The 21,778-nt window shown below is 67.6% G+C and carries 26 protein-coding genes; 11 read left to right on the plus strand and 15 right to left on the minus strand.

Translation table 11 applies throughout. The features are described from left to right. Position 1: 1 nt before the first annotated feature. The 3 genes from lepB (at position 2) to era (ending at position 2,518) form a co-directional block, all read left to right on the plus strand. Complete coding sequence (gene lepB / locus XM50_RS17530; RefSeq protein WP_046411913.1) at positions 2-850, plus strand: signal peptidase I; 849 nt, start codon at positions 2-4, stop codon at positions 848-850. Next, positions 843-1,532 (plus strand): ribonuclease III, encoded by a 690-nt coding sequence (gene rnc / locus XM50_RS17535; RefSeq protein ID WP_046411273.1) that lies wholly within the window; start codon positions 843-845, stop codon positions 1,530-1,532. Before lepB ends, rnc begins: the two co-directional genes overlap by 8 nt. An 89-nt stretch (positions 1,533-1,621) precedes the next feature. After that, on the plus strand, positions 1,622-2,518 hold the full coding sequence (gene era / locus XM50_RS17540) for a GTPase Era (RefSeq protein WP_046411275.1): 897 nt from the start codon (positions 1,622-1,624) through the stop codon (positions 2,516-2,518). Here era and XM50_RS17545 read toward each other — a convergent pair. After that, complete coding sequence (locus XM50_RS17545) at positions 2,485-3,216, minus strand: NAD-dependent deacylase (RefSeq protein ID WP_046411914.1); 732 nt, start codon at positions 3,214-3,216, stop codon at positions 2,485-2,487. The two genes, era and XM50_RS17545, sit on opposite strands and share 34 nt — an antisense overlap. Positions 3,217-3,329: 113 nt before the next feature. Between XM50_RS17545 and dapB the strand changes: the two genes are divergently transcribed. Both dapB and nth read left to right on the plus strand, forming a co-directional pair. Then, complete coding sequence (gene dapB / locus XM50_RS17550) at positions 3,330-4,058, plus strand: 4-hydroxy-tetrahydrodipicolinate reductase (RefSeq protein WP_046411276.1); 729 nt, start codon at positions 3,330-3,332, stop codon at positions 4,056-4,058. Positions 4,059-4,068: 10 nt separating this feature from the next. Continuing rightward, positions 4,069-4,746, plus strand: a complete 678-nt coding sequence (gene nth / locus XM50_RS17555; RefSeq protein ID WP_046411277.1) for an endonuclease III — start codon at positions 4,069-4,071, stop codon at positions 4,744-4,746. A gap of 1 nt (position 4,747) precedes the next feature. Here nth and XM50_RS17560 read toward each other — a convergent pair whose 3' ends face one another. The 4 genes from XM50_RS17560 to XM50_RS17575 all read right to left on the minus strand — a co-directional run bounded on the left by XM50_RS17560 (position 4,748) and on the right by XM50_RS17575 (position 9,234). Continuing rightward, positions 4,748-5,512: an SDR family oxidoreductase gene (locus XM50_RS17560; protein ID WP_046411278.1), complete on the minus strand. Its 765-nt coding sequence runs from the start codon at positions 5,510-5,512 to the stop codon at positions 4,748-4,750. 127 nt (positions 5,513-5,639) lie between these two features. Further along, positions 5,640-6,839, minus strand: a complete 1,200-nt coding sequence (locus tag XM50_RS17565; RefSeq protein WP_046411279.1) for an acyl-CoA dehydrogenase family protein — start codon at positions 6,837-6,839, stop codon at positions 5,640-5,642. Then, positions 6,836-7,900 (minus strand): acyl-CoA dehydrogenase family protein, encoded by a 1,065-nt coding sequence (locus XM50_RS17570; RefSeq protein WP_046411281.1) that lies wholly within the window; start codon positions 7,898-7,900, stop codon positions 6,836-6,838. The genes XM50_RS17565 and XM50_RS17570 overlap by 4 nt, the downstream gene beginning before the upstream one ends. Continuing rightward, positions 7,897-9,234: a flavin-containing monooxygenase gene (locus XM50_RS17575; protein WP_046411282.1), complete on the minus strand. Its 1,338-nt coding sequence runs from the start codon at positions 9,232-9,234 to the stop codon at positions 7,897-7,899. The genes XM50_RS17570 and XM50_RS17575 overlap by 4 nt, the downstream gene beginning before the upstream one ends. A gap of 107 nt (positions 9,235-9,341) precedes the next feature. Between XM50_RS17575 and XM50_RS17580 the strand changes: the two genes are divergently transcribed. Then, positions 9,342-10,139 (plus strand): SDR family NAD(P)-dependent oxidoreductase, encoded by a 798-nt coding sequence (locus XM50_RS17580; RefSeq protein WP_197075582.1) that lies wholly within the window; start codon positions 9,342-9,344, stop codon positions 10,137-10,139. After that, on the plus strand, positions 10,136-11,032 hold the full coding sequence (locus XM50_RS17585; RefSeq protein WP_046411284.1) for an alpha/beta fold hydrolase: 897 nt from the start codon (positions 10,136-10,138) through the stop codon (positions 11,030-11,032). The genes XM50_RS17580 and XM50_RS17585 overlap by 4 nt, the downstream gene beginning before the upstream one ends. 31 nt (positions 11,033-11,063) lie before the next feature. Here the strand turns inward: XM50_RS17585 and XM50_RS17590 are convergent, their stop codons facing one another. From XM50_RS17590 to XM50_RS17600, 3 genes are read right to left on the minus strand one after another with little or no spacing between them, the layout of a single operon-like run. Next, complete coding sequence (locus XM50_RS17590) at positions 11,064-11,894, minus strand: thioesterase family protein (RefSeq protein ID WP_046411286.1); 831 nt, start codon at positions 11,892-11,894, stop codon at positions 11,064-11,066. Between the two features lie 28 nt (positions 11,895-11,922). Continuing rightward, a complete protein-coding gene (locus tag XM50_RS17595) occupies positions 11,923-12,990 on the minus strand; it encodes an oxidoreductase family protein (RefSeq protein WP_046411288.1) in 1,068 nt (355 codons plus the stop codon). Further along, on the minus strand, positions 12,990-13,736 hold the full coding sequence (locus XM50_RS17600) for an SDR family NAD(P)-dependent oxidoreductase (protein ID WP_046411290.1): 747 nt from the start codon (positions 13,734-13,736) through the stop codon (positions 12,990-12,992). Before XM50_RS17600 ends, XM50_RS17595 begins: the two co-directional genes overlap by 1 nt. A gap of 123 nt (positions 13,737-13,859) precedes the next feature. Here XM50_RS17600 and XM50_RS17605 point away from each other — a divergent pair, with 123 nt between their 5' ends. Next, positions 13,860-14,168, plus strand: a complete 309-nt coding sequence (locus tag XM50_RS17605) for an HNH endonuclease (protein WP_046411918.1) — start codon at positions 13,860-13,862, stop codon at positions 14,166-14,168. 12 nt (positions 14,169-14,180) lie between these two features. On the opposite strand, the gene fdhD is transcribed toward XM50_RS17605, so the two are convergent. Then, positions 14,181-14,969, minus strand: coding sequence for a formate dehydrogenase accessory sulfurtransferase FdhD (gene fdhD / locus XM50_RS17610; RefSeq protein WP_046411292.1), 789 nt, complete (start codon positions 14,967-14,969; stop codon positions 14,181-14,183). Between the two features lie 45 nt (positions 14,970-15,014). Continuing rightward, the gene (locus tag XM50_RS17615; RefSeq protein ID WP_046411293.1) at positions 15,015-15,566 is read right to left on the minus strand and encodes a type 1 glutamine amidotransferase domain-containing protein; all 552 of its coding nucleotides are present in this window, start codon (positions 15,564-15,566) and stop codon (positions 15,015-15,017) included. Between the two features lie 171 nt (positions 15,567-15,737). Here XM50_RS17615 and XM50_RS17620 point away from each other — a divergent pair, with 171 nt between their 5' ends. Beyond that, a complete protein-coding gene (locus tag XM50_RS17620; RefSeq protein ID WP_082103278.1) occupies positions 15,738-16,688 on the plus strand; it encodes a DNA topoisomerase IB in 951 nt (316 codons plus the stop codon). An 18-nt stretch (positions 16,689-16,706) separates the two neighbouring features. Beyond that, positions 16,707-17,927, plus strand: a complete 1,221-nt coding sequence (locus XM50_RS17625; RefSeq protein ID WP_082103175.1) for a mechanosensitive ion channel family protein — start codon at positions 16,707-16,709, stop codon at positions 17,925-17,927. Between the two features lie 65 nt (positions 17,928-17,992). On the opposite strand, the gene XM50_RS19300 is transcribed toward XM50_RS17625, so the two are convergent. Genes XM50_RS19300 through XM50_RS17640 form a run of 3 tightly spaced genes read right to left on the minus strand, consistent with a single transcriptional unit; the run spans position 17,993 to position 19,474 of the window. Next, a complete protein-coding gene (locus XM50_RS19300; RefSeq protein ID WP_052742643.1) occupies positions 17,993-18,382 on the minus strand; it encodes a hypothetical protein in 390 nt (129 codons plus the stop codon). Positions 18,383-18,432: 50 nt separating this feature from the next. Continuing rightward, entirely contained in the window at positions 18,433-18,831 is a 399-nt protein-coding gene (gene arfB, locus XM50_RS17635; RefSeq protein ID WP_046411297.1) for an alternative ribosome rescue aminoacyl-tRNA hydrolase ArfB, read from the minus strand. Next, on the minus strand, positions 18,824-19,474 hold the full coding sequence (locus XM50_RS17640) for an RluA family pseudouridine synthase (RefSeq protein ID WP_046411298.1): 651 nt from the start codon (positions 19,472-19,474) through the stop codon (positions 18,824-18,826). The genes arfB and XM50_RS17640 overlap by 8 nt, the downstream gene beginning before the upstream one ends. A gap of 49 nt (positions 19,475-19,523) precedes the next feature. Between XM50_RS17640 and XM50_RS17645 the strand changes: the two genes are divergently transcribed. Beyond that, positions 19,524-20,306 carry a M15 family metallopeptidase gene (locus XM50_RS17645; RefSeq protein ID WP_046411299.1) on the plus strand — a complete coding sequence of 261 codons (783 nt, stop codon included), beginning with the start codon at positions 19,524-19,526 and terminating at the stop codon, positions 20,304-20,306. A 47-nt stretch (positions 20,307-20,353) separates the two neighbouring features. Here XM50_RS17645 and wrbA read toward each other — a convergent pair whose 3' ends face one another. Further along, the gene (wrbA, locus tag XM50_RS17650; protein WP_046411301.1) at positions 20,354-20,956 is read right to left on the minus strand and encodes an NAD(P)H:quinone oxidoreductase; all 603 of its coding nucleotides are present in this window, start codon (positions 20,954-20,956) and stop codon (positions 20,354-20,356) included. 108 nt (positions 20,957-21,064) lie between these two features. Beyond that, the gene (locus XM50_RS17655) at positions 21,065-21,778 is read right to left on the minus strand and encodes a pirin family protein (RefSeq protein ID WP_046411302.1); all 714 of its coding nucleotides are present in this window, start codon (positions 21,776-21,778) and stop codon (positions 21,065-21,067) included.

The following is a 21,778-nucleotide window of genomic DNA, read 5'->3' on the forward strand; positions in this document are numbered from 1 at the left end:
CATGGCCGATCCCAAACCCGCCACGGGTGCCTCGCCCGCGAAAAAGTCCGAAATGTCGGAGACGATCCGCTTCCTCCTGAAGCTCGCTCTCGTCGTGTGGATCTTTCGCAGCTTCGTCCTCGCGCCCTTCTCGATTCCGTCGGAGTCGATGCTGCCGCGGCTGCTGATCGGCGACTATCTGTTCATTTCGAAGTGGAACTACGGTTATTCGCGTTGGTCGATGCCGTTCGGCTTCCCGCCGGTACCCGGACGCCTGTTTCCCCATACGCCAGAACGCGGCGACGTGGTCGTTTTCCGATCCAAGGGCGCTGACGATCATGACGTGATCAAGCGGGTGATTGGCCTTCCCGGCGACACGGTGCAGATGCGCGGGGGCCGTCTGGTCCTGAACGGTCAGGCGATCCCGAAGCAGCGGGTGGCCGACTTCGTCCTGCCGCTCTCGCCCAATTTCACCACGCGCGAATGCGAGGCGGATTTCGTCAAGAATGACGTGCAGGGACCGACCTGCCGCATTCCGCGCTACCGCGAAACGCTGCCGGGCGGGCGCAGCTATTATGTGCTCGACCAGCATTACATCCCCGATGCCGACGACACGGGCGTCTACACGGTGCCTGAGGGTCACGTCTTCCTGATGGGCGACAACCGCGACGACTCCGCCGACAGCCGCTTCCCCGCGGCAGAGGAAGCACTGCCGGGCCAGGTGCAGGGCATGGGCTTCATCCCGATGGAGCGGGTCGAGGGCAAGGCGCTGGTGATCTTCTGGTCGACCGACGGCTCGGCAAATTGGCTGCTGCCATGGACGTGGTTCACCGCGGCGCGGTGGGATCGACTGGGCGGCGGCTTTGAGTGACCTCAGGCAATGGATCACCGACAATTTCGGTGAATCCCCCCAGGATCTGAAGCTCTGGGAACGCGCGCTCACCCATGCGAGCCGCGGCGACGTGCACTATGAACGCTTGGAATTTCTGGGTGATCGCGTGCTCGGCCTCGCGATGGCCGAATGGCTGTTCGATGAGTTCCCGGATGAGCCCGAAGGCGCGCTGTCGAAGCGTCTGAACGCGCTCGTCTCGGGCATCGTGTGCGCCGACATTGCTCGCGAAATCGGCGTGCAGGCGCATCTCAGGCTCGGCAAGCAGGCGCGCGACGATGGGGCGAGCGACAGCGACAATATTCTGGGCGACGTCATGGAAGCGCTGCTCGGCACGCTGTTCCGCGAACGCGGTCTTGATCCTGCCCGCGCGGTCGTCCGGCGGCTCTGGGCTTCGCGGCTCCATGCCGAAGCCGTTGCGCCGCAGCATCCCAAGTCGGCACTGCAGGAATGGGCGGCGGCAAATAATCGCAAGCCGCCGGTCTATGAGGTGGTCGACCGGTCCGGACCGGGGCATGCGCCGCGCTTCACGATCCGGGTGACGATCCCGAAACTCGCCGAGGCAGTCGCCGACGGGGGCAGCAAGCAGGAGGCGGAAACCCATGCCGCACGCACCCTGCTGAAGGAGCTGACGGCGGCCGCGCCGAAGCGCAAGAAGGCCTAGGATCGGCCGCCCGCCGGCCTGCCTGCGGAGCGCTACGGCCTCGACGCTGACCGTCGCGGCCAGTATGGCGATGGCGAAGAATGCAAGGAATGACCATGACCCGTTGCGGCCTTGTTGCCGTGCTCGGCGCCCCGAACGCCGGCAAGTCCACCCTCGTCAACGCGCTTGTCGGGCAGAAGGTGGCGATCGTGAGTCCGAAGGCGCAGACGACCCGCACGCGGTTGCTGGGCGTCGCGATCGAAGGCGACACGCAGCTCCTGCTGGTCGATACCCCCGGCATCTTCGATCCCAAGCGCCGGCTCGACCGCGCCATGGTGGCCGCCGCCTGGGGCGGAACGGAAGGCGCGGACGTCGTTGCGCTGGTGGTCGACGCCAAGGGTGGCCTCGGCCCCAAGGTCACCGACATTGCGGAGCGGATCAAGGACCGGCCCGAGCCCAAGTTCCTGATCCTCAACAAGGTGGACCTGGCAGACAAGCCCAAGCTGCTGGTCCACGCCGAAAAGCTGAACGCGCTTGTCCCCTTCGCGCAGACCTTCTTCATCAGCGCGGCGACCGGCGATGGCCTGCCGGAGCTCAAGCATGCGCTGGCCGCCGCCATGCCCGAGGGGCCGTGGCATTTCCCGGAGGACCAGGTGTCCGACGCCAGCGAGCGGACGCTGGCCGCGGAAGTGACGCGCGAGCAGCTCTACCTCCAGCTCCATGCCGAGCTTCCCTATGCGGCGACGGTGGAGACCGAGAAGTTCACCGATCGCGCCGATGGTGCGGCGGAGATCCACCAGCAGATCCTGGTCGAACGGCCGACGCAGCGCGCCATCGTGCTGGGCAAGGGCGGCGCGCGCATCAAGGAGATCGGGGCCAAGGCACGCGCGGAGCTTGCCGTGCTGCTCGACCGCCCGGTCCACCTCTACCTTCATGTGAAGGTGAAGCCGGGCTGGGACGAGGATCGCGGGGTCTATCGCGACATCGGGCTCGACTGGGTCGACTGACCCGCCAGCAATTCGTCCACCCAGGCCGGCACCAATGTGCTGGCCGGGCCGAGCCTGCTTTCATCGAACCAGCCGCTGCCGGCGGATTGATCGAGGTTCAGCTCCAGCGTCCGGGCGCCATGATGGTTGGCCAGTTGGACGAAGCCAGCCGCCGGATACACGGCGCCCGACGTGCCGATCGACACAAACAGGTCGCAGGTCGCGATCGCGGCCTCGATCTGCTCCATGCCGTACGGCATTTCCCCGAAGAACACGATGTCGGGACGCAGGTCCCCCGCTGCGCACGCCGGGCATCGCACCCCCGGCAGCAAGGGATCGGGCCACGCCCGCCGTTCGCCGCAGGCGGGGCACAAGGCGGAGCGCAGCTCGCCGTGCATGTGCAGCAGGCGCCGCGCCCCGGCACGCTCGTGCAGGTCATCAACATTCTGCGTGACGATCAGCAGATCCCCGCCCCATTCGGCGTCAAGCCGCGCCAGCGCCTCATGCGCCGCATTGGGCGCCACCGCGTTGAGCGCGGCCCGGCGCAGATCGTAGAACCGATGCACCAGCGCCGGATCGGCGGCCAGCGCGTCGGGCGTGCAGACATCCTCGACGCGATGCCCTTCCCACAAGCCGCCGGGACCGCGAAAGGTGGCGAGGCCGCTCTCTGCCGAAATCCCTGCGCCGGTGAGGATCAGGATGCTTCTCTTTTCGTTCATCGGTGGCAGCATAAGCGTTCGGTCCTCGACACGCGACTGCAACCGCCGCGTCCCACTCGACGTGCCGGAACAGCAACGATATCGGGAGCCCGCATGAACACCGAAGGACGCGCATGACCGCGATCGGAATCTATGGAAGCGAAGGCCGCATGGGGCGCGTGATCGCCACCATCGCGGAAGATGAAGGTGCGCGGATCGCGGGCGGCGTCGATGCGGGTGGCGATCCCGTCCCGCTGGCCCATGCAGCGGACGTGCTGGTTGATTTCTCCACCCCGGCAGCGCTGGAATCTCATCTCGCCGCCGCCGTCGCCGCGCGCACGCCGATGGTGATCGGCACGACTGGCCTGCTGCCGACGCATCACGCCATGATTGACCGCGCGGCGCAGGAGATCGCCGTGCTGCAGACCGGCAATACCTCGCTGGGCGTCACGCTGCTGGGTATCCTGGTGCAGGAAGCCGCGCAGCGCCTGGGGTCCGACTGGGACATCGAAATCGTCGAGATGCACCACCGGCACAAGGTGGACGCGCCATCCGGCACTGCCGTCTTGCTGGGCGAAGCGGCGGCGCGTGGGCGCCGCACGACGCTGAACGAGGAGCGGGTCGATGGCCGCGCCGGTCTGGTCGGCGCGCGCACCGAAGGGACGATCGGCTTTTCCTCGCTGCGCGGCGGCACCGTCGTCGGTGACCATCTGGTGGTGTTCGCCGGCGAGGGTGAGCGGATCGAGCTGGGCCATCGCGGGGAGGATCGATCGATCTTCGCGCGCGGCGCGGTGAAGGCGGCGCTGTGGCTCGCCGACCGGCCGGCCGGACGCTATTCCATGGCAGAGGTGCTGGGGCTGTGACGCCCGCCCGATGAAGCGCGCCGACGTCTTCGAATTCTTCCGACGGCTGGCGGAGGCGAACCCGCACCCAGAGACGGAGCTTGAATCCGGCAACACCTATCAGTTGCTGGTCGCGGTGGTCCTGTCGGCGCAGGCCACCGATGCCGGAGTCAACAAGGCGACGCGCCGGCTGTTCGCGGAAGTGAAGACGCCGGCGCAAATGCTGGCACTGGGCGAAGAGGGGCTGCGCGAGCACATCAAGACGATCGGCCTGTTCAACGCGAAGGCGAAGAACGTCATCGCGCTGAGCCAGGCGCTGGTCGACCAGCACGGCGGCGAGGTGCCGGCGGATCGCGAGGCGCTGGAGCAGCTTGCCGGGGTCGGTCGCAAGACCGCCAATGTGGTGATGAACGTCGCGTTCGGCGCGGAGACCTTCGCCGTCGATACCCATATCTTTCGCGTCGGTAATCGCACCGGGCTCGCCAAGGGCAAGACGCCGCTCGCCGTCGAGCTGAAGCTGGAAAAGGTGGTGCCGCAGCCATTCCGCCTCCACGCTCACCACTGGCTGATCCTGCACGGGCGCTACATCTGCAAGGCACGCAAGCCCGAATGCTGGCGCTGCCCGGTGGCGGACCTGTGCGCGTTCCGGCCCAAGACCCCGGCACCCGCAGCGCCGCCCAGCAAGGTGGCTGCGGCGACCGCCCCCTGAATCAGGAGGCGAAGGCCGCCTTCAGCCGCTTGCGTAGCCGGCCGGGCATGAAGCGGCGGGCGAAATGCGCCTGCCGGCCAGCCTTGCCGACGATATATTCGCGCTCGCTGCCATGCGCCGCCTGCCACACCATCTCGGCCGCTTCCTCCACGGTATAGACGGGTGAATTGCCGATCGCGTCGCGGATCGTCTGGTTGCTGCCCTTCGACCCCGCGTCGAGGATCGGCGTCTCCACGTAGAACGGCATGACGCAAGTGACGTCGACGCGATGCCGGCTCCATTCGGCGTCGAGCGCCTCGGTCAGACCGCGCACCGCGTGCTTGGTGGCCGAATAGACCGCGAGGCCGGGCGATCCGACGATGCCGGCGACCGACGCCACGTTGACCAGCCGGCTGCCGCGCGTCGCCTTCAGGTGCGGCAGGGCGGCATAGGCACCGTTGACCACGCCCTTGACGTTGATGTCGATCTGCAGGTCGCTTTCGTCGGGGGTCACATCCTCGAACATGCCGTAGCGCGCGATCCCCGCATTGTTCAGGAGGATGTCGAGGCGACCGGTCGTCCCGACGAACTCCTGCAGCGCACTGCGCCATTGGCCCCGGTCGCGCACGTCGAGCGGATAGGTGGAGAGGTTCAATTCTTCGGCGGCGCGGCGCATCCCGATCTCGTCAATGTCGCCGATCCCGACCGTCCACCCTTCGCGGGCAAAGCGCCGTGCCGCCGCTAGACCGATCCCCGACGCGCCGCCAGTGATGAAGATCGAACGCATATCGTGCCTCCCCCGCCCGTTCCCTGTGCCTGTGCCTGTGCCTGTGCCTGTGCCTGTGCCTGTGCCTGTGCCTGTGCCTGTCGTGCGATGGCGTGCGGCCCATCGCGCGCGAGCCGCACGCCGTCGCCTATCCCGCGCGGACCTCCCGAAAGGGGATCGTCCGATCGACTTCCGGCTCCTTCGGCAGCCCCAGCACGCGCTCACCGATGATGTTGCGCTGGATCTGGTCGGTGCCGCCGCCGATGGAGGTGAAATAGGCGTTCAGCGTGAGGAAGTTGGCGTCCTCCGCGCGCGGATGATCGGGCCCTTCGAGCAGGCTTTCCGCGCCCAGCAACATGGTGCGCACGCGTGCCTCCTCATGCAGGATGCGGCTCATCGCCAGCTTGCCCAGCGACATGATCGGCGACGAGGTGCCCTGTGCCAGTTCCGCCTTGGCGCGCTGCGTATTCAGCTTGTTGAGCGCTCGCCAGGCGATGACCTGCGCCACGTCCTGCCGCACGACCGGGTCGGCGAGCCGCCCCGCCTCCCGCGCGAGGCCGAGCAGCGCATGATCACCCTTCGGCCCGCCAGCGCGGGATCGCGGGCCGCGCGCCGCATCGCCCATGACCGACCGCTCATAGGCGAGCGCCGTCTGCAGCACGCCCCAGCCGCCATTCAGCGGCCCCAGAAGGTTCTCCTCCGGCACGAAGGCGTCGGTGATGAACACCTCGTTGAAATGCGCCTCGTCGGTGATCTGCCGCAGCGGGCGCACCTCGACGCCCTCCTGCCGCATCGGCAGGAAGAAGAAGCTGATGCCGCGATGCTTGGGCACGTCCCAGTCGGTGCGGGCGATCAGCATGCCGTAATCGGCAACCGCGGCGCCCGAGGTCCACACCTTCTGCCCGGTGACCCGCCAGCCGCCCTCGACCTTTTCCGCGCGCGTGCGGACGGCGGCCAGATCGGAGCCCGCGCCCGGCTCCGAATAGAGGAGGCACATGCCGACCTCCCCGGCGAGCAGTTGCGGCACGATCTTGCGCTTGAAGCTGTCGGTCGCGTGGGCGAGCGCGGTGTTGGCCCACAGGTTCGACCGGTCCTGCCCCGCGCCCGGTGCGCCGGCCGCGGCAAAGGCGCGCTCGACAATGCGGGCCTGTTCGTTCGACAGCCCTCGCCCGCCCCATTCGGGCGCCCAGCGCGGCACGGCCCAGCCGGCGTCGCGCACCTTGGCCAGCCATTTGCTGCGCGGATCGCGGCCGAAACTTTCGTGGTGGGCGGGAAGCCCGGTCCAGTGCGCGGCGAGCCACGCCTCCACCTCCGCGCGCAGATCGTCGTTCGTCACGTCGTCGCTCATGATTGCGCCTCCAGCGCCTGAAGGTAGCGTTCGCGCCAGACCTGGCTGTCGCCGTAGAGCTGCGCCGCCGATCGCGCGCGCCGGAGATAGAGATGCGCCGGATGCTCCCAGGTGAAGGCGATGCCGCCGTGCATCTGGATGCCGTCCTTCGCCACGCGGACAAAGGCGTCGGCGCAGGCGAAGGCCGCGAGCGCGATGGCGGCGTCCTTCGTCTCCGTCCGCTCGGCCAGCTGGCGCGCGGCGTCTCGCGCGGCGGAGGTGGCGGACTCGCTTTCGAGCAACAGGTCGGCGGCCATATGCTTGATCGCTTGGAAGCTGCCGATTGCGCGGCCGAACTGATGCCGCTCCGTGGCATAGGCGACCGTCATTTCCAGTATCCGTCGGGCGCCCCCGGCCTGCTCACCGGCGAGCGCCACGAGCGCGATGTCCTTCGCCGCGGCGATCCGCGCGGCATCCGACACCAGCTCAGCCGGGCCGTGGAACGTCACGTCGGCCACGCGGCGGGTGCGGTCGAACACCGGCAGCGGGGTGACAGTCATGGCATCGCGCGCGACCGCGACTATCTGGTCATCGCAGACGACGAACACCGTGTCGGCAATGGCGGCGTCCGGCACGAAGCGGGCGACGCCGGTCAGCCGCTCCCCATTCCAGGCGACCGTGCTATGCCCTGCCCAGTCGTGCCGCCCGGCAAAGGCAACCGCCGCAATGCACGATCCGGTGGCGAGCCCCGGCCAGTCGGGACACAAAGTGGCGGCAATCGCGGACGAGATGATCGGGGCGGGCAACAGCGCGGCGCCGACCTCTTCCATCACCAGTTCAAGCTCGATCGGGCCAAGCCCGGTGCCGCCCGCCTCTGCGGGGACCAGCAAGCCCGGCAGGCCCAGATCGCACAGGGCGCGCCACAGCGCCGGATCGTGCCCGCTCTCGCTGTCCATGATCCGGCGCACGTCCTGCTCGGTGCACCGCTCCGCCAGCAGTCGCCGCACCGTATCGACCAACGCCGCCCGCTCGCCTGCATCGAGCGCGACCGGCGCGGCCGCACGCACCAACGTGTCGGTCATGCCGCAATCCTGCCCGTGCGGGCCTTGGCGCGCCGCTCGCCCTTGGCGATCTCCTTGTGGAGATCGGCGACGTAGCGCGCGAAATCGACCTGGATCGTGTGGCGCGTGGACTGGTAGTAATCGCCCAGCTCCACCGCCTCATCCTCGGCAGTAATGCGGCGCATGTCCTCGACGCTGGGCAAGGCGTAGCGGCCAGCGAGGAAGGCGCCCGCCAGCTTCGACTGCTGCTCGGCGAAATTGACCAGCGTCGGCAGCGGCTGGGCAAGGCCCATGAAGAACAAGTCGTCGATGCCCGGGATCACCATGCGCTTGAACAACGGGAACCGGTTCTGCGCGTCGGGGAGCAGCGCCGGATCGTCGAAGAACGGGAAGCTGATGCGGTAGCCCGTGGCGTAGATGATCGCGTCCACATCCTCGACGCTGTCATCATCGAAGCGGACACGTGTGCCCTCCAGCGCCTTGATATTGGGCTTGAACTTGATGTCGCCGCAGCTTGCCCGGGTCAGGAACTCGCCCGAGACGCTGGGGTGCGCGTCGAGCGGCTCGTGGTCGGGCTTGGGCAGGCCATAATCCTCCATTCGCCCGACCAGTTTCTTGATCGCGCGGCGGGCCAGCGCCTTGCCGAGCTTGCGCGGCATCCAGGTAGGCATGGCGGATTTGTCCATCGGCTTGCCGCCCGCCATCTTGGGCAGCACCCACACGCCGCGGCGGGCCGACACCCACAGATTCTTCGCCAGGTGCCGCTGCGACAATTCGCTCGCCACATCCATGGCCGAATTGCCCATGCCCACGACGACGACGTTCTTGCCGCGCAGGTCGACCGGATCATAGGGATCGCGATAGCTGTGAACGTGGAAGTGCGGCCGATCGAACGTGCCGGGATATTCCGGCACGTTGGGGTCCCAGTGATGGCCGTTGCAGACGAACAGCACATCGTAGCTTCGCGTCTCGCCGGTGGACAGGGTGACGTCCCAGCCGCCGCGGGGGCGCCGCGACGCGCGTGTCACCTCGGTATTGAACGTGATCTGCCGACGCAGGTCAAAATGATCGACATAGTCGCGGAAATACTGGCAAAGCTGCGCGTGGCTGGGGAAATCGGGCCAGTCGGCCGGGACCGCATAATCCTCAAACGCGAGCCGCCATTTCGACGTGTCGATGTGCAGCGACTGGTAGCAGGCCGACCGGCCGTTGGGATTACGATAATACCAGTTGCCGCCGATATCGTCCGACATCTCGAAACAGTCGAACGAGATCCCTTCATCCTGCAACCGCTTCGCCGTCGTGAACCCCGAGCAGCCGGCACCGATGATGCAGGCGCGCTTGCTAGTCGTCATTTCCCTCTCCCCGGCTGCTCTTTCCCGGCAGCCATAACGAAAGTTATGATGGCCTGAAGCGGAGGCCGAATCAACAGGCGCCGGCGGAAGAGGATGCAGGGGAGAGGATGATGCGGTTTCAGGACAGGGTCACCGTGATCACGGGCGGCGGCTCCGGCATCGGCGCAGCAACGGCGCGGTTGATGGCCCGCGAAGGGGCGAAGGTCGTGGTGGTCGATCTGGCCGAGGCGCCGGCGCGCGCTGTCGCGGACGAGATTGGCGGGACCGCGATTACCGCGGACGTGGCGGACCGCGCGTCGGTGGAGGCGTTCGTCGAGGCCGCGGTGGATCGCCACGGGCGGATCGACATCCTGGTCAACAATGCCGGCATCGGCTGTTTCGGGCGGACGCCCGATCTCGCGCCGTACAACTGGGAACGGGTGATCGCGATCGACCTCAACGCGGTCTTCTACGCCTGCCGTGCCGCAATCCCGCACATGACCGGGGGGAAGGCGGCGATCGTCAACACCGCCTCGATTTCCGGCATGGCCGGCGACTATGGCTTCACCGCCTATAATGCGGCGAAGGCGGGGGTGATCAACTACACCCGCAGCCTGGCGATCGACCATGCGCGAGAGGGCATTCGCGTCAACGCGCTGTGCCCGGGCCTGATCGCCACCCCGCTCACTGCCGGTGCGAAGGCGATGCCGGGCCTGGAGGCGGCATGGCATGACACCATCCCGATGGGCCGCGCGGGCACGCCCGAGGAGATGGCGGACGTGATCGCCTTCCTCGCCTCTGACGCGGCCTCCTATGTCACGGGTGCGATTGTCGTCGCCGATGGTGGCCAGACCGCCTGGACCGGCCAGCCCAACCTTCTACGCTTTGCCGCAACCGCATCAGCCGCCGCAGGAGAAACCGCATGACGCCCAGCTGGTCCCCCGCCCCCGAAAGCGGCATCACCATTCGTGAGGTCGTCGCCAATGGCCAGACCTTTGAAGTGGCGGAGGCTGGCCAGGGTGATCACCTCATCCTGTGCCTCCATGGATTTCCCGAACTCAATTATTCCTGGCGTTTCCAGATGCCGTTGCTGGCCGGCATGGGATATCGCGTGTGGGCGCCCAACCAGCGCGGTTATGGCGCGTCGTACCGGCCCAAGGGGGTCGCATCCTACACGGCCGACAAGATCGTCGAGGATGCCGCCGCCTTGTTCGACGCCAGCGGCGCCAGGAAGCTGACGTTGGTCGCGCATGACTGGGGCGGGGCAATCGCCTGGCTGTTCGCGATCTGGAAGAAACGGCCGATCGAGCGGCTGATCGTGATGAACCTGCCCCATCCCGCGTGCTTTGCCGAGGCGCTGAAGCATGGGCCGCAGCGCCGGCGCAGCTGGTACATGGCGTTCTTCCAGCTGCCGTTCCTGCCCGAACGGATGATGGGTGCCCGCAATGCGCGCGGCGTGCGCGAGTCATTCCGCGGCATGGCGATCGACAAGAGCCGGTTCCCCGACCAGGTCCTCGACGTCTATGCCGAGGCCGCCCAGCGCCCCGGCGCGCTGACGGCCATGATCAACTGGTACCGCGCCGCTGCCCGCCATCGCGCGAGCATGCGGATCGGCGACGGCAAGGTCGATGTGCCGACGCTGATCGTCTGGGGGGAGCAGGACAAGGCGCTCGGTCTGGAAACGCTCGACGGCACCGACCGCTACGTCGCGGACCTCACCATCCGTCGCCTGCCCGGCGTATCGCATTGGGTGCAGCAGGAAGCCCCGGAAAAGGTCAATGCGATCCTGATGGACTGGCTGCCGCGCGCGGACGAGTGATCGCGGGCATGACGGGCCGGCGCGGGGCCGCTCAGCGGCTGCGCGGCGTGGTGACGAGGCAGTGCCCGCTGCCCGTCGCGAGCGCCCTGCCCGCCTCGCTCCAGATGCGCACCCGCCCGCTGATCAGCCCGTCGCCGGACACGTCGCTGTCGGCATCGCTCAACAGCCACGCGCCCGCCGGCTCGCTGCCGTGGAAATAGACGGTCAGGTCCAGCGATGGGGCAAGATAGCCGGCCGCTCCCTCCAGCCGATGCCAATGCCCCGGCCAGATGCCGAGGTCGATCAACAGCGCGGTCCGCATCGCATCGAAGAACAGGTCATCGGCCTGCCCCTCGTCCCACTGCGTAAACCGCATCCAGCGGCGCTGGTTGGGATGCTGCGCGGGCGGATCATCGTGGAGGCGGAACTCGACCGGGCGGCCCTCCAGGTTCTTCCAGAACTTGCCGGGCTGGATACCTCGCTCGGCGCTCAGCTCCTCCTGGTTGCGCAGCACCGCCGGGCGGGGAACGTCCGGCATCACCGGCTGGATCGGAGCGGACGGTTCGGCACGCCGGGTGGTCCACACCTGAGACAGGAAGATCGGCTGCCCGTCCTGTGACAATGTGACCGCATAGAGTGCCGACGCGCCTTCCTTGAGCGGCGTGATCGAGATCTGGAGCTCGCCCGGCTGGGCCACGCGCACGAACTGGCCGGTCAGAGTCACGGGCCGGTGGCCGTCCAGCGCCCGTTCCCGCACGGCGCGCAACGCTATGGCCGCAAGGTAGCCGCCGGCCGGCCCCCAGATTTCCCAGTCGCGATCAAGCGTGGCGACATAGCCATCGCCCGCCGCCCGTAGCGCGGTTGCCTCGATCAGCCCTGCCATGATGCGACGCCCTTCGCGGTACGCCGCATCATGCCATCAGCGCGAGAGCATCGCAGTCGATCGCCTGCGCACACCCGCCCCGCGCCATGGCCAGGAACATCGCGTCGCCGCGCTCGGTACGCTTGGTCGATGCCGAGGCGAAAACCGCGGTCGACACGCCGGACAACAGCGTCAGGCGATAGTCACGATAAAGGTCGTCGTAATCATAATCTTGCACGCCATAGCTGCGAAGATGATCGAGGTAATATTCCAGCAGGTGCCGCTCATGCCGGCGGCGATCCTCGATCGAGATGGCGAGGCCCATGAAATAGGCGACGTCGACGGCGCCGAGCCCGATCGCCGGCGATTGCCAGTCGAGCACGGCCAGCGGCACCTCGCCATCGCGGGCGTCGAACAGCATGTTGTCGAGCCGGAAGTCGCCATGGGTCAGCGTGAAATTGCCCGGCTCCGGCGTCTTCGCGCTGGCGATCAACGCGCCATAGCGATCGCACACCGCCATATATTCCGGCTCCAGGATGCCGTCATAGCGGCGGTGGAACTCGGCAAGGCAGTCGGGAAAAACGCTGATCACGAAATCGCGCGCGCCGCTGACGTTGAGGAAGGCATGGTCGCGCAGCGTCACGTCATTCCAGCGTGGCCCGTGCAGCGCCGCCGCCTGCTCCATCGCGCGTTCGGCATCGGCGATGTCGCAGCCGGTCAGCTGGTTGCCGGGCCGTGAAGGCGTCAGGTCCTCCAGCAACAAGGCGAAGGTGCCGTCGGCCGGGTCATGCTCGGCCGTGATGCAGCCGGGCGAGCGGATCGCCACCGAATCCGCGATATGCCGGTAGAAGCCGACTTCCCGCTCATAGAGGCCGAAGCCCGCGCCGGTCTGCCGGCTGGTGGGATCAGCGCTGGCGAACTTGCCGACGAACGATCCGGGCGCCCCCTCGTCGCGGTCATAGCGCACTTCGAAGCGGATCGAATCGCCGAGCATGCCGACGCCGACCGGGGTCGCGGTGACGTCGACGACGCTGGCCTCCTGCAACACGCCTGCCCCGCGCAGCCGCTTGGTCAGCCACGCAGCGTCGACGGCGCCTGCCTCTAGATCGGCGCTCATCAGCAGCCCCCGTCGCAGCGAATGACGCTGCCGGTGACGAAGCTTGACGCTGGGCTCGCGAGGTAGAGCGCGCTGGTCACGATCTCCTCGGGACGTCCGGGGCGGCCAGCGGCGTTGTCGGCGGTTTCGCGCGCCTCCTCGGTCCAGGCCTTGGAAATGTCGGTCAGGAACGGCCCGGCGGCGATGCCGTTGATCCGCACCTTTGGCCCATATTCATGCGCCATGCTGACCACCATCGCGTTCAGCGCCGCCTTCGCCCCGGCATAAGGCACAACGCGCGGGGTGGGGCGCAACGAGGCGATCGACGAGGTCGCGAGGATCGCCCCGCCCTTCCCCTCCGCCATGCGATGGGCGATGTTGGCCATCAGCCGGAACGGGCCCTTGAAGTTCAGGCCGACGACGCTGTCGAACAGCGCCTCCGACACCTCATGGCTGGGGACCAGCGGCCCCATGCCGGCGTTGGCGACCAGGATGTCGAGCCTGCCGAACGCAGCCCATGCCTCGTCCGCAAGCCGATCCATCTCGTCCCACTTCGCCGCATGCGCCGGGATCGCGACGGCGCGTCGGCCCTTCGCCTCCACCTCCGCAACCACCGCCTCGCAGGCGTCTGCCTTGCGGCTCGACACGATAATGTCTGCGCCGGCATCCGCGAAGGCGAGCGCCATCTGGCGCCCCAGCCCGCGGGAGCCACCGGTAATCAACGCAACCTTGCCCGATAGGTCGAACAACGGATGTGGTACGGCCATCCTCGTCTCCTAAGCGTCGCCGATCGTAAGCCGGCTGACTTAAGTGTGTTATGCCGATTGCGGCGGCGGCTGCAAGTGACGCGGGCGATGCCTATCTTGGCGGCGATGGGACGCGTGAAGCGGATGATGGGGCTGCGGGAGGCCGAGCGGCGGGTGGCTGCCAGCGCGCCCGAGCGATGCGCGCTGTGTGATCGGCCGCTGGGGGTGCGGACCGAATGGCATCATGTCGTGCCGCGGAGCGAGGGTGGTACGCAGACCGCGCCGCTGCACCCGATCTGCCACCGCGCCATTCACGCCGCGGCGGACAATGCGACCTTGGCGCGGCTGGGTGATCTTGCCGCATTGAAAAGCCTGCCAGCGATCGCGCGGTTCTTGAAGTGGATCGCGCACAAGCCGGCCGACTTTCATGCGCCGACGCGGCGCGCGCGCTGACCCACCGCGATCTCAGCCGGCGAGCAGCGAATCCCCGCGTACCAACACCCGCAACGCGAGGCCCGCCTGCGCCGCACGATCCAGCGCGAGGCGCGTCGGTGCGGAAATGGTCGCCAGCAGGGGGCAGCGGGCGAGAACAGCCTTCTCCACCAGTTCGTAGGAACAGCGCGACGTCAGCAGCGCGAAGCCGCCGTTCCAGGTGAGGCCCGCCCGGGCACCGGCGCCGATCAGCTTGTCGAAGGCATTGTGCCGGCCGACATCCTCGCGAACCATCAGGATCGTGCCGTCGGCGCTGCACCACGCCGCCGCATGCACCCCGCCGGTAGCGGCATTCAGCGGCTGGTGCGCGGCGATGGCATGATAAGCGCGGAAGATCGCCGCATCCTCCCCCGCCCAGCGCGCGGCCGGGGGCAGCGGCCGCATCGCCTGTTCCATCGTCGCGATGCCGCACAGGCCGCAGGAGGCGTCCGACGCGCGATGGCGCACGCGATCATTGACCCGCTGCGCGACGCGCCGGGCGAGCGTCAGCCGCACGACGACGCCGCCCCCGGCCTCGTGAACGTTGATCGCGCGGACATCCTCCGGCGTGTCGATCAACCGCTCGGTGAGGGCGAAGCCGACGGCCAGATCCTCGAGCGCGTCCGGTGTCGCCATCAGCACGGCATAGCCGATGCCGTTGCACTCGATCGCGATCGGCCGTTCTTCCGGTACCGGGCGCGTGGCCGCTGATTGCGCCCCGTCAGCGACGATCAGGCGAAACGGCCGCGCGGCGGCGGTACGATCATCGAGCAGCTGCGTCATGAGATTACCCTGCGCCCGCGCCGGGGGCGGGGCAAGGCATGAAGCTCAGCCGGCAAGTTCCTCCTCCAGCGCGGACAGGAGCGCGCGGTTGAAGGCCGGGATATCATCCGGCTTGCGGCTGGTGATCAGGTTCTCGTCGATCACGACTTCCTCGTCGACGACATCGCCGCCGGCATTCTCCAGGTCGGTGCGCACCGATGGCCAGCTGGTCACGCGGCGCCCCTCGACCACGTCGGCCTCGACCAGCAGCCAGGGCGCGTGACAGATGGCGGCGACGATCTTGTTGTCGTCCATGAATTCGCCAACGATCGACACGGCGCGATCGTTCATGCGCATCGTGTCGGGATTGCCGACGCCGCCGGGTAGCAGCAGCGCATCGAATTCCTCCGTATCGACCTGATCCAGCGTCAGGTCCGGCGTGATGGTGCGCGTGGGATCCTTGTCACCCTTCACACCCTGGATCGGATCGGTCTTGATCGAGGCCAGCGTCACCTGTGCGCCGGCATCCAGCAGCGCCTGGCGCGGTTCGAACAGTTCGGAATCCTCAAAGCCATCGGTTGCCAGGATTAGGACGCGGGCACGCGAAAGATCGGCCATAGGGGTAGCTCCTGTCTCGGGGAATTGCCCTTCACAACCCGCCGGCGGGACCGCCGTTCCGGAACCGTGCGATAGCCCGCGCATTTCCTGTGCCACGCGGAGGTCTTTCCAGTGGCATCGACGACAATCGTTTATCACGACGATGAGGAACCCGGGATCACCCGGCGCAAGATGCGGCATGGCTGGGGATATTTCGACCCCGATGGTGCCCGCATCACCGATCGCGAGGAGATCGACCGGCTGAACAGCATCGGCCTGCCCCCCGCCTATCGCGACGCGTGGTTCTGCCCCGACCCGATGGGCCATATCCAGGCCGTCGGATGGGACGAAAAGGGCCGCAAGCAATATCGCTACCATCCCGAATTCCGCGCCGCGCGCGAGGATGAGAAATATAATCTGTGCGCGGCATTCGGGCGCGGCCTTCCGCGACTGCGCGAGCGGGTCGAGCAGGACCTGAAGAGCCGCCGGCACAGCAAGGAGAAGACGATCGCCGCGATCGTCAAGCTGCTCGACACCGCGCACCTGCGGATCGGGAACGAGACCTATGCGAAGAGCAACAAGAGCTTCGGCGTGACGACGCTGCGTGATCGTCATGCCCGGATCAAGGGCAGCACGCTGCGCCTGCAATATCGCGCCAAGTCGGGAAAGATGCGCACGCTGACGATCACCGACGGCAGCCTCGCCCGCTTCGTCAAGAAGTGCCAGGACCTGCCCGGGCAGAAGCTGTTCCAATATGTCGACGCGGACGGCGAGCCCCGTCCGGTCACCTCCTGCGACGTCAACGCCTATATCAAGGAAGCGATGAAGGGGGATTTCACCGCCAAGCATTTCCGCACCTGGGGCGCCAGCGTCATCGCGTTCGAGACGCTGGCGCAGGCGGACAAGGACATCAGCCTCAAGACGCTTCTCGCCCCCGTCACGGAGAAGCTGGGCAACACGCCGGCGATCGCGCGCAAATCCTATGTCCACCCGGCGCTGATCGCGCTGATCAAGGATGGGCAGGAGGCGTTCCGCGCCGCGCTGCACCTGCCGCGCTCGACCCGCTGGCTCAGCCGCGCCGAACGCGGCTTGATCGCCTTCCTTGAAACGGGTGAGAACGGCAGCGCGCAGCAAGCCGCCTGATTGAACCAGAAGGTCATAATGACAGCAAAGAAAACCGAGGCGTCGTTACCGAAGATTTCCTCGGAAGAGGTCGAGCGGCAGATCTCCACCTTTTCCTTCACCAGTATCGACTGGATCAAGGATCATTGGCTGCAGATCACGATTGCCGCCGCCATTGGCGCCGGCATCGTTCTTGCCCTGCTTTGGCTGCGCAACCTGGGGCCACGCCTCGCCCGACGATCGACGTCGGGCGCCGGCTGGTCCGCGATCATCGGCCGGGTGATCGCGCGCACGAGCACCTTCTTCATCGTCATGGTCGCCGCCCGCCTCGTCGTCGGCTATGCGGACCCGCCCGAGATCGTCGCCCGGACGATCCACTTCCTCTTCACCGTGGCGGCCGTTTTCCAGGCAGCGATCTGGGCCCGCGAGCTGATCCTGGGCGCCATCGAGCACCGTACGCGCGCGGAGAATTACTCCGGCGAGGCGCTGATGAACGCGATGGGGCTGATCCGCCTCCTCGTGACCATCGTGGTCTTTGCGATCGCGCTGGTGGTTGTCCTCGACAACCTTGGCGTCAACGTGACGGGTCTCGTCGCTGGCCTTGGCGTCGGCGGCATCGCCATCGGTCTGGCGGCGCAGGGCATCTTCGCCGATCTGTTCGCGGCACTGGCGATCATCTTCGACCGGCCGTTCCGTCGCGGCGATTCCATCACCTACGATTCAAGCTCGGGCACGGTCGAGGAGATCGGGCTGAAGTCGACCCGCATTCGCGGCGTCAATGGCGAGCAGCGGATCATCTCCAACCGCAACCTGCTCGACAAGGAGATCATCAACAATTCGCAGCGGGAGCGCCGCCGCACGAAGCTGGCGATCGGCGTCGCCTATGAGACCGACCGCGAGGTGCTCCAGCGTCTGCCGGAGATCTTCAAGGAAGTGGTCGAGGAACAGGGCCTGGCGTTCGTGCGCGCCGGGTTCGTCTCCTTCGGCGCCTCGTCGCTCGACTATGAGCTGGAATTTGAGTCGCCGTCGGCAGACTATCAGGAGGCATATGATGGGCGGCACAATGTCGGCATGGCGCTGTATCGCCGGCTGGATCAGGAGGGGGCCTCGATCCCCTATCCGACGCAGACCACCTATACCGCCGCGCCCGACGGGCGGCTCATCATGCCCTTCCCCGACGTCCAGCCGATCCGCGACGTGACGGCGCCGGGCCATGGCGACACGGAACGAGCGAGCGGGAAGCGCAGCAACATCGTCTGAGGACGACTGACCGCTGGATTGAGACGGAAAGAGGGCACCATGCGAGCAGCATGGTGCCTTTTTTCTTAGCGTTGCTTGGCGAACAGGCTCGACATGAAAACGCCGGCCGCATCGCTCAGCGCGTCGACCACGCGGCTGGGATCAACCGTGGTACCCCCGGTACCGGGAGCGCCGGCAGCGCCAGCGTCCGCCCCGGGCGCATTGTCCGCGCCGGTCGCCTGGTCCCTGGCGGCGGCGCGCTGATCATTCTTGCAGCCATGCTCGCGCGCCTGCCGTGCCGCGACGGCCGCAGCGGCGGTCGCTGCCATGGCAAGGCCGGAGGCGATCGCCTGGCGACCGGCCGGGGTGCTCGCCTTCTCGATCAATGCTTCACCGGCACGACGTGCTTCCTTGGGCACCTTGATCCCGCCGATTTCCTTGGGGATCCGAAAGCCCTTCTTGTCCTTCTTCGCCATACCGTCCTGTCCGCTGGTGTTTCGGCAACATAATACACCAACGAACTTGTTCAATAGTCACGCACCTTGCCGCGGCCGGCCTTCACCGCGCTGCGCCCCTTCTTGGCATCGACGCGGCGCGCCTTGGCGGCGCGCGACGGCTTTGTCTTCACGCGCCGCGCCTCGCGTTCCTCCGCCTTTTCCAGCAATTCGGCGAGGCGGGCGCGCGCGTCGGCGCGGTTGGCCTCCTGCGTGCGGTAGCGCCGCGCGGTGAGAACGAGCGTTCCGGCGGCGGTCAGCCGCGATCCCGCCAGCAGCTTCAGCCGGCGAAACGTCTCGGGATGCAGCCCCAGCCGAGAGACGTCGACGCGCAGCTGGCACGCCGTCGCGACCTTGTTGACGTTCTGCCCGCCCGGCCCGGTGGCGGCGAGGAAGCGCTCCTCCAGCGCCTCCTCCGGCACATCAACCATCGAAGCCGATCTCGGCAAAGCGCGCCGGCCATGGCGCCTGCGCCGCCGCGTCCGGCTTGCCGGGGCGCGGCACGACCAGTTCCGCGGCGTGGAGCATCATGCCCGCGGGATGCGCCGTGCCGTACACCGGGTCACCCAGCACCGGCACGCCGAGCCCCTCCAGCGCGTGCACGCGGATCTGATGGGTGCGCCCGGTCGCGGGATGAAGCTCGACCAGCGCCTTGCCGTCCTTCTCACCCAGCAGGCGCCAGCGCGTGCGCGCTGCCTTGCCGGCCGGATCGCCCGTCATGCGCCAACCACGCTCGGCCGACGAAATCTTGACCAGCGGCAAGTCAATTTCCCCCTCCGCGCCCTGCGGCACGCCGTCGAGGATGGCGACGTAGCGCTTGCGCACCGTCCCCGCCTCGAACGCCTGCTGCAATCGCGCGTGCGCCTTCGGATTGCGCGACAGGAGCAGGCAGCCGCTGGTGTCGCGATCCAGCCGGTGCACCGCGCGGGGCCAGCGGCGAAACCCGAAGGTGAGGTTCGCCAGATGGTTTTCCAGGCTGATGCCCCCGGCGCGCGGGGGATCGACCGGCAGCCCCGCCGGTTTGTCGATGATCAACGCCTCGCCATCGAGGAACAATACCCGTTCATTCAGCATGAGACTGCCCTTGCCATCGCGACCGCGCGGAGGCCAGAGAGAGACACGGATGCAACCACACCTTCCTCTTTCTCTCGCCGCGATCGCACTTGTCGCCGGTGGGCCGGCGCAGGCGCAATTGTGCAATGGCGTCAGTATCACCAAAAGCCCGGACGGCCGTGCGCTCGGCCACTTTCCCTATGGCGATGCTGCTCCCGACGCTCTGATGGCGGTACTGCCGTCGATGGCGATCGGCGCATGCCGGTTGCGGCCCGAAGCCGCCGCCGCGCTGCAGCGCCTGCTGACCGCCGCGGCGGGGCATCCGGCGGTGCAGGGCCGGCTCTACGCCTTCTCCTGCCATCGCTCGCTCGTTCACCAGCAATGGACCTTCTGCCGGACGCGCGAGAGCGCCACTGGCGTCGATCGCGCCATCTCCGCCGCGCCGCCCGGGCACAGCGAACATGGCACTGGCTATGCCGTGGATTTCACCGTGCGCCCGGCCGACGGCTGCCCCGATGCCGAGGCGTGCATGGCGGCCAAGCCCGCGTTTCGCTGGCTCGCCGCCAATGCCCCCCGCTTCGGCTTCGAACTGTCCTTCCCCACCAGCAACAAGCAGGGCGTGAAATGGGAGCCGTGGCATTGGCGCTGGGTGGGCACGTCGAGCGCAGAGCCTGGCGCTGCGCGCGCGCGCTTCCTGTTCGCCAAGGCGCGCGCGGCCTTTCCCGCCAATCCGGCGATCGACCCGGTGTTGCCGCGCGTCGTACCCCCGGTGGTGGTGCGGACGATCGAGCAGGCGCCCGCTGACGAGAAGGGCAAGAAAAAGCGGCGCCGCAAGGAGCGACGCCGCGACTGATGTCTTCCCCCCGCACGCCAAGGATCGTGCAGGAGGGAAGCTCGTGATCAGGCCTTCAGCTTGGCCGCAACCTCGGCAATGCGCTTGCCCTGATAGCGCGCGCCGCCCAGGTCGATGTCGCTCGGCTGGCGGCTGCCGTCACCGGCGGCCAGCGTCGTCGCGCCATAGGGCGAACCACCGTGGATCGCCTCCATGTTCATCTGCGCCTGATAGCCATAGTCGAGACCGACCACCGTCATGCCGAAGTGCAGCAGGTTGGTGATGATCGAGAACAGGGTGACTTCCTGGCCGCCATGCTGGGTTGCCGTGGAGGTGAAGGCGCCGCCAACCTTGCCGTTCAGCGCGCCCCTCGCCCACAGGCCGCCGGCCTGGTCGAGGAACGCGGCCATCTGGCTCGGCATGCGGCCAAAGCGGGTCGGCGCGCCAATGATGATCGCGTCATAATCGGCGAGCGCGTTCACGCCCTCGATCTCGGGATGCGAGGTATCGACCTGGAAGCCTGCGGCCTCCGCCACCTCCCTGGGGGCAGTCTCCGGCACGCGGCGCACGTCGACCGTGACGCCCGCCTCGCGCGCGCCCTCGGCCACAGCGTCCGCCATCTTCGCCAGGTGGCCGTAGGACGAATAATATAGCACCAGAACCTTGGTCATCGTGATTGCTCCTTGCTCCCTTTCCGCGCCGGAAAGGCGTTTGATTTGCCGGGCCAGGGGCCCGATTAAGTGTAGAACGACCTATTGCGGCCGGCTGGCCCGGCCCGCTTACTCAGCGTCGACCAGCACCAGTTCGGCATCCTCGCGGGCGACGATCTCGTACGTGCCGCCGCCGAGCGCCGCGCCGTCACGCGCGTCGAACGGCTCACCGTCGATGGTGATCGCGCCGCGCGCCGCCACCAGATAGGCGTGGCGCCCCTCACCCACCGTATAGGTCACCTGCTCGCCGGCGTTCAGCGTCGCGCCCATGACGCGGGCGTCGGCACGGATCGGCAGCGCGTCGGCATCCTCGGCAAAGCCGCTGGCGAGCGTGACGAATCGGCCGGAGCGGTCGCCCTTTGGAAAGGGCTTCGCGCCCCAGCTGGGGCTGCCGCCGGTCGAGCGCGGCTCGATCCAGATCTGGAACAGCGTGGTCGGCTCATTCTCCAGATTATATTCCGCGTGGCGCACGCCGGAGCCCGCGCTCATCACCTGGACGTCGCCGGCGCCGGTGCGACCGGCATTGCCCATCGAATCCTGATGCGTGATCGCGCCGCTGCGGACGTAGGTGATGATCTCCATGTCGCGGTGCGGATGCGGCGGGAAGCCGGTCTGCGGCGCGATCGTGTCATCGTTCCACACCCGGATTGCGCCCCATCCCATGCGGGCGGGATCGTAGTAGTTGGCGAAGCTGAAGTGATGCCGGGCGTCGAGCCAGCCGTGGTCGGCATGGCCAAGCGATGCAAAAGGCCGGCGTTCGATGCGGGTGCGGATGTCGGTCAT

This window comes from Sphingomonas sp. Ag1, assembly GCF_000980895.1.
Classification (GTDB): domain Bacteria; phylum Pseudomonadota; class Alphaproteobacteria; order Sphingomonadales; family Sphingomonadaceae; genus Sphingomonas; species Sphingomonas panaciterrae.

What these genes read in the sequence shown, in the direction of transcription:
- lepB (WP_046411913.1), top strand. Translation starts at nt 2, where the DNA reads ATGGCCGATCCCAAACCCGCCACGGGTGCCTCGCCCGCGAAAAAGTCC.
- era (WP_046411275.1), top strand. Translation starts at nt 1,622, where the DNA reads ATGACCATGACCCGTTGCGGCCTTGTTGCCGTGCTCGGCGCCCCGAAC.
- XM50_RS17545 (WP_046411914.1), bottom strand. Translation starts at nt 3,216, where the DNA reads ATGAACGAAAAGAGAAGCATCCTGATCCTCACCGGCGCAGGGATTTCG.
- dapB (WP_046411276.1), top strand. Translation starts at nt 3,330, where the DNA reads ATGACCGCGATCGGAATCTATGGAAGCGAAGGCCGCATGGGGCGCGTG.
- nth (WP_046411277.1), top strand. Translation starts at nt 4,069, where the DNA reads ATGAAGCGCGCCGACGTCTTCGAATTCTTCCGACGGCTGGCGGAGGCG.
- XM50_RS17560 (WP_046411278.1), bottom strand. Translation starts at nt 5,512, where the DNA reads ATGCGTTCGATCTTCATCACTGGCGGCGCGTCGGGGATCGGTCTAGCG.
- XM50_RS17565 (WP_046411279.1), bottom strand. Translation starts at nt 6,839, where the DNA reads ATGAGCGACGACGTGACGAACGACGATCTGCGCGCGGAGGTGGAGGCG.
- XM50_RS17570 (WP_046411281.1), bottom strand. Translation starts at nt 7,900, where the DNA reads ATGACCGACACGTTGGTGCGTGCGGCCGCGCCGGTCGCGCTCGATGCA.
- XM50_RS17575 (WP_046411282.1), bottom strand. Translation starts at nt 9,234, where the DNA reads ATGACGACTAGCAAGCGCGCCTGCATCATCGGTGCCGGCTGCTCGGGG.
- XM50_RS17580 (WP_197075582.1), top strand. Translation starts at nt 9,342, where the DNA reads ATGATGCGGTTTCAGGACAGGGTCACCGTGATCACGGGCGGCGGCTCC.
- XM50_RS17585 (WP_046411284.1), top strand. Translation starts at nt 10,136, where the DNA reads ATGACGCCCAGCTGGTCCCCCGCCCCCGAAAGCGGCATCACCATTCGT.
- XM50_RS17590 (WP_046411286.1), bottom strand. Translation starts at nt 11,894, where the DNA reads ATGGCAGGGCTGATCGAGGCAACCGCGCTACGGGCGGCGGGCGATGGC.
- XM50_RS17595 (WP_046411288.1), bottom strand. Translation starts at nt 12,990, where the DNA reads ATGAGCGCCGATCTAGAGGCAGGCGCCGTCGACGCTGCGTGGCTGACC.
- XM50_RS17600 (WP_046411290.1), bottom strand. Translation starts at nt 13,736, where the DNA reads ATGGCCGTACCACATCCGTTGTTCGACCTATCGGGCAAGGTTGCGTTG.
- XM50_RS17605 (WP_046411918.1), top strand. Translation starts at nt 13,860, where the DNA reads ATGATGGGGCTGCGGGAGGCCGAGCGGCGGGTGGCTGCCAGCGCGCCC.
- fdhD (WP_046411292.1), bottom strand. Translation starts at nt 14,969, where the DNA reads ATGACGCAGCTGCTCGATGATCGTACCGCCGCCGCGCGGCCGTTTCGC.
- XM50_RS17615 (WP_046411293.1), bottom strand. Translation starts at nt 15,566, where the DNA reads ATGGCCGATCTTTCGCGTGCCCGCGTCCTAATCCTGGCAACCGATGGC.
- XM50_RS17620 (WP_082103278.1), top strand. Translation starts at nt 15,738, where the DNA reads ATGCGGCATGGCTGGGGATATTTCGACCCCGATGGTGCCCGCATCACC.
- XM50_RS17625 (WP_082103175.1), top strand. Translation starts at nt 16,707, where the DNA reads ATGACAGCAAAGAAAACCGAGGCGTCGTTACCGAAGATTTCCTCGGAA.
- XM50_RS19300 (WP_052742643.1), bottom strand. Translation starts at nt 18,382, where the DNA reads ATGGCGAAGAAGGACAAGAAGGGCTTTCGGATCCCCAAGGAAATCGGC.
- arfB (WP_046411297.1), bottom strand. Translation starts at nt 18,831, where the DNA reads ATGGTTGATGTGCCGGAGGAGGCGCTGGAGGAGCGCTTCCTCGCCGCC.
- XM50_RS17640 (WP_046411298.1), bottom strand. Translation starts at nt 19,474, where the DNA reads ATGCTGAATGAACGGGTATTGTTCCTCGATGGCGAGGCGTTGATCATC.
- XM50_RS17645 (WP_046411299.1), top strand. Translation starts at nt 19,524, where the DNA reads ATGCAACCACACCTTCCTCTTTCTCTCGCCGCGATCGCACTTGTCGCC.
- wrbA (WP_046411301.1), bottom strand. Translation starts at nt 20,956, where the DNA reads ATGACCAAGGTTCTGGTGCTATATTATTCGTCCTACGGCCACCTGGCG.
- XM50_RS17655 (WP_046411302.1), bottom strand. Translation starts at nt 21,778, where the DNA reads ATGACCGACATCCGCACCCGCATCGAACGCCGGCCTTTTGCATCGCTT.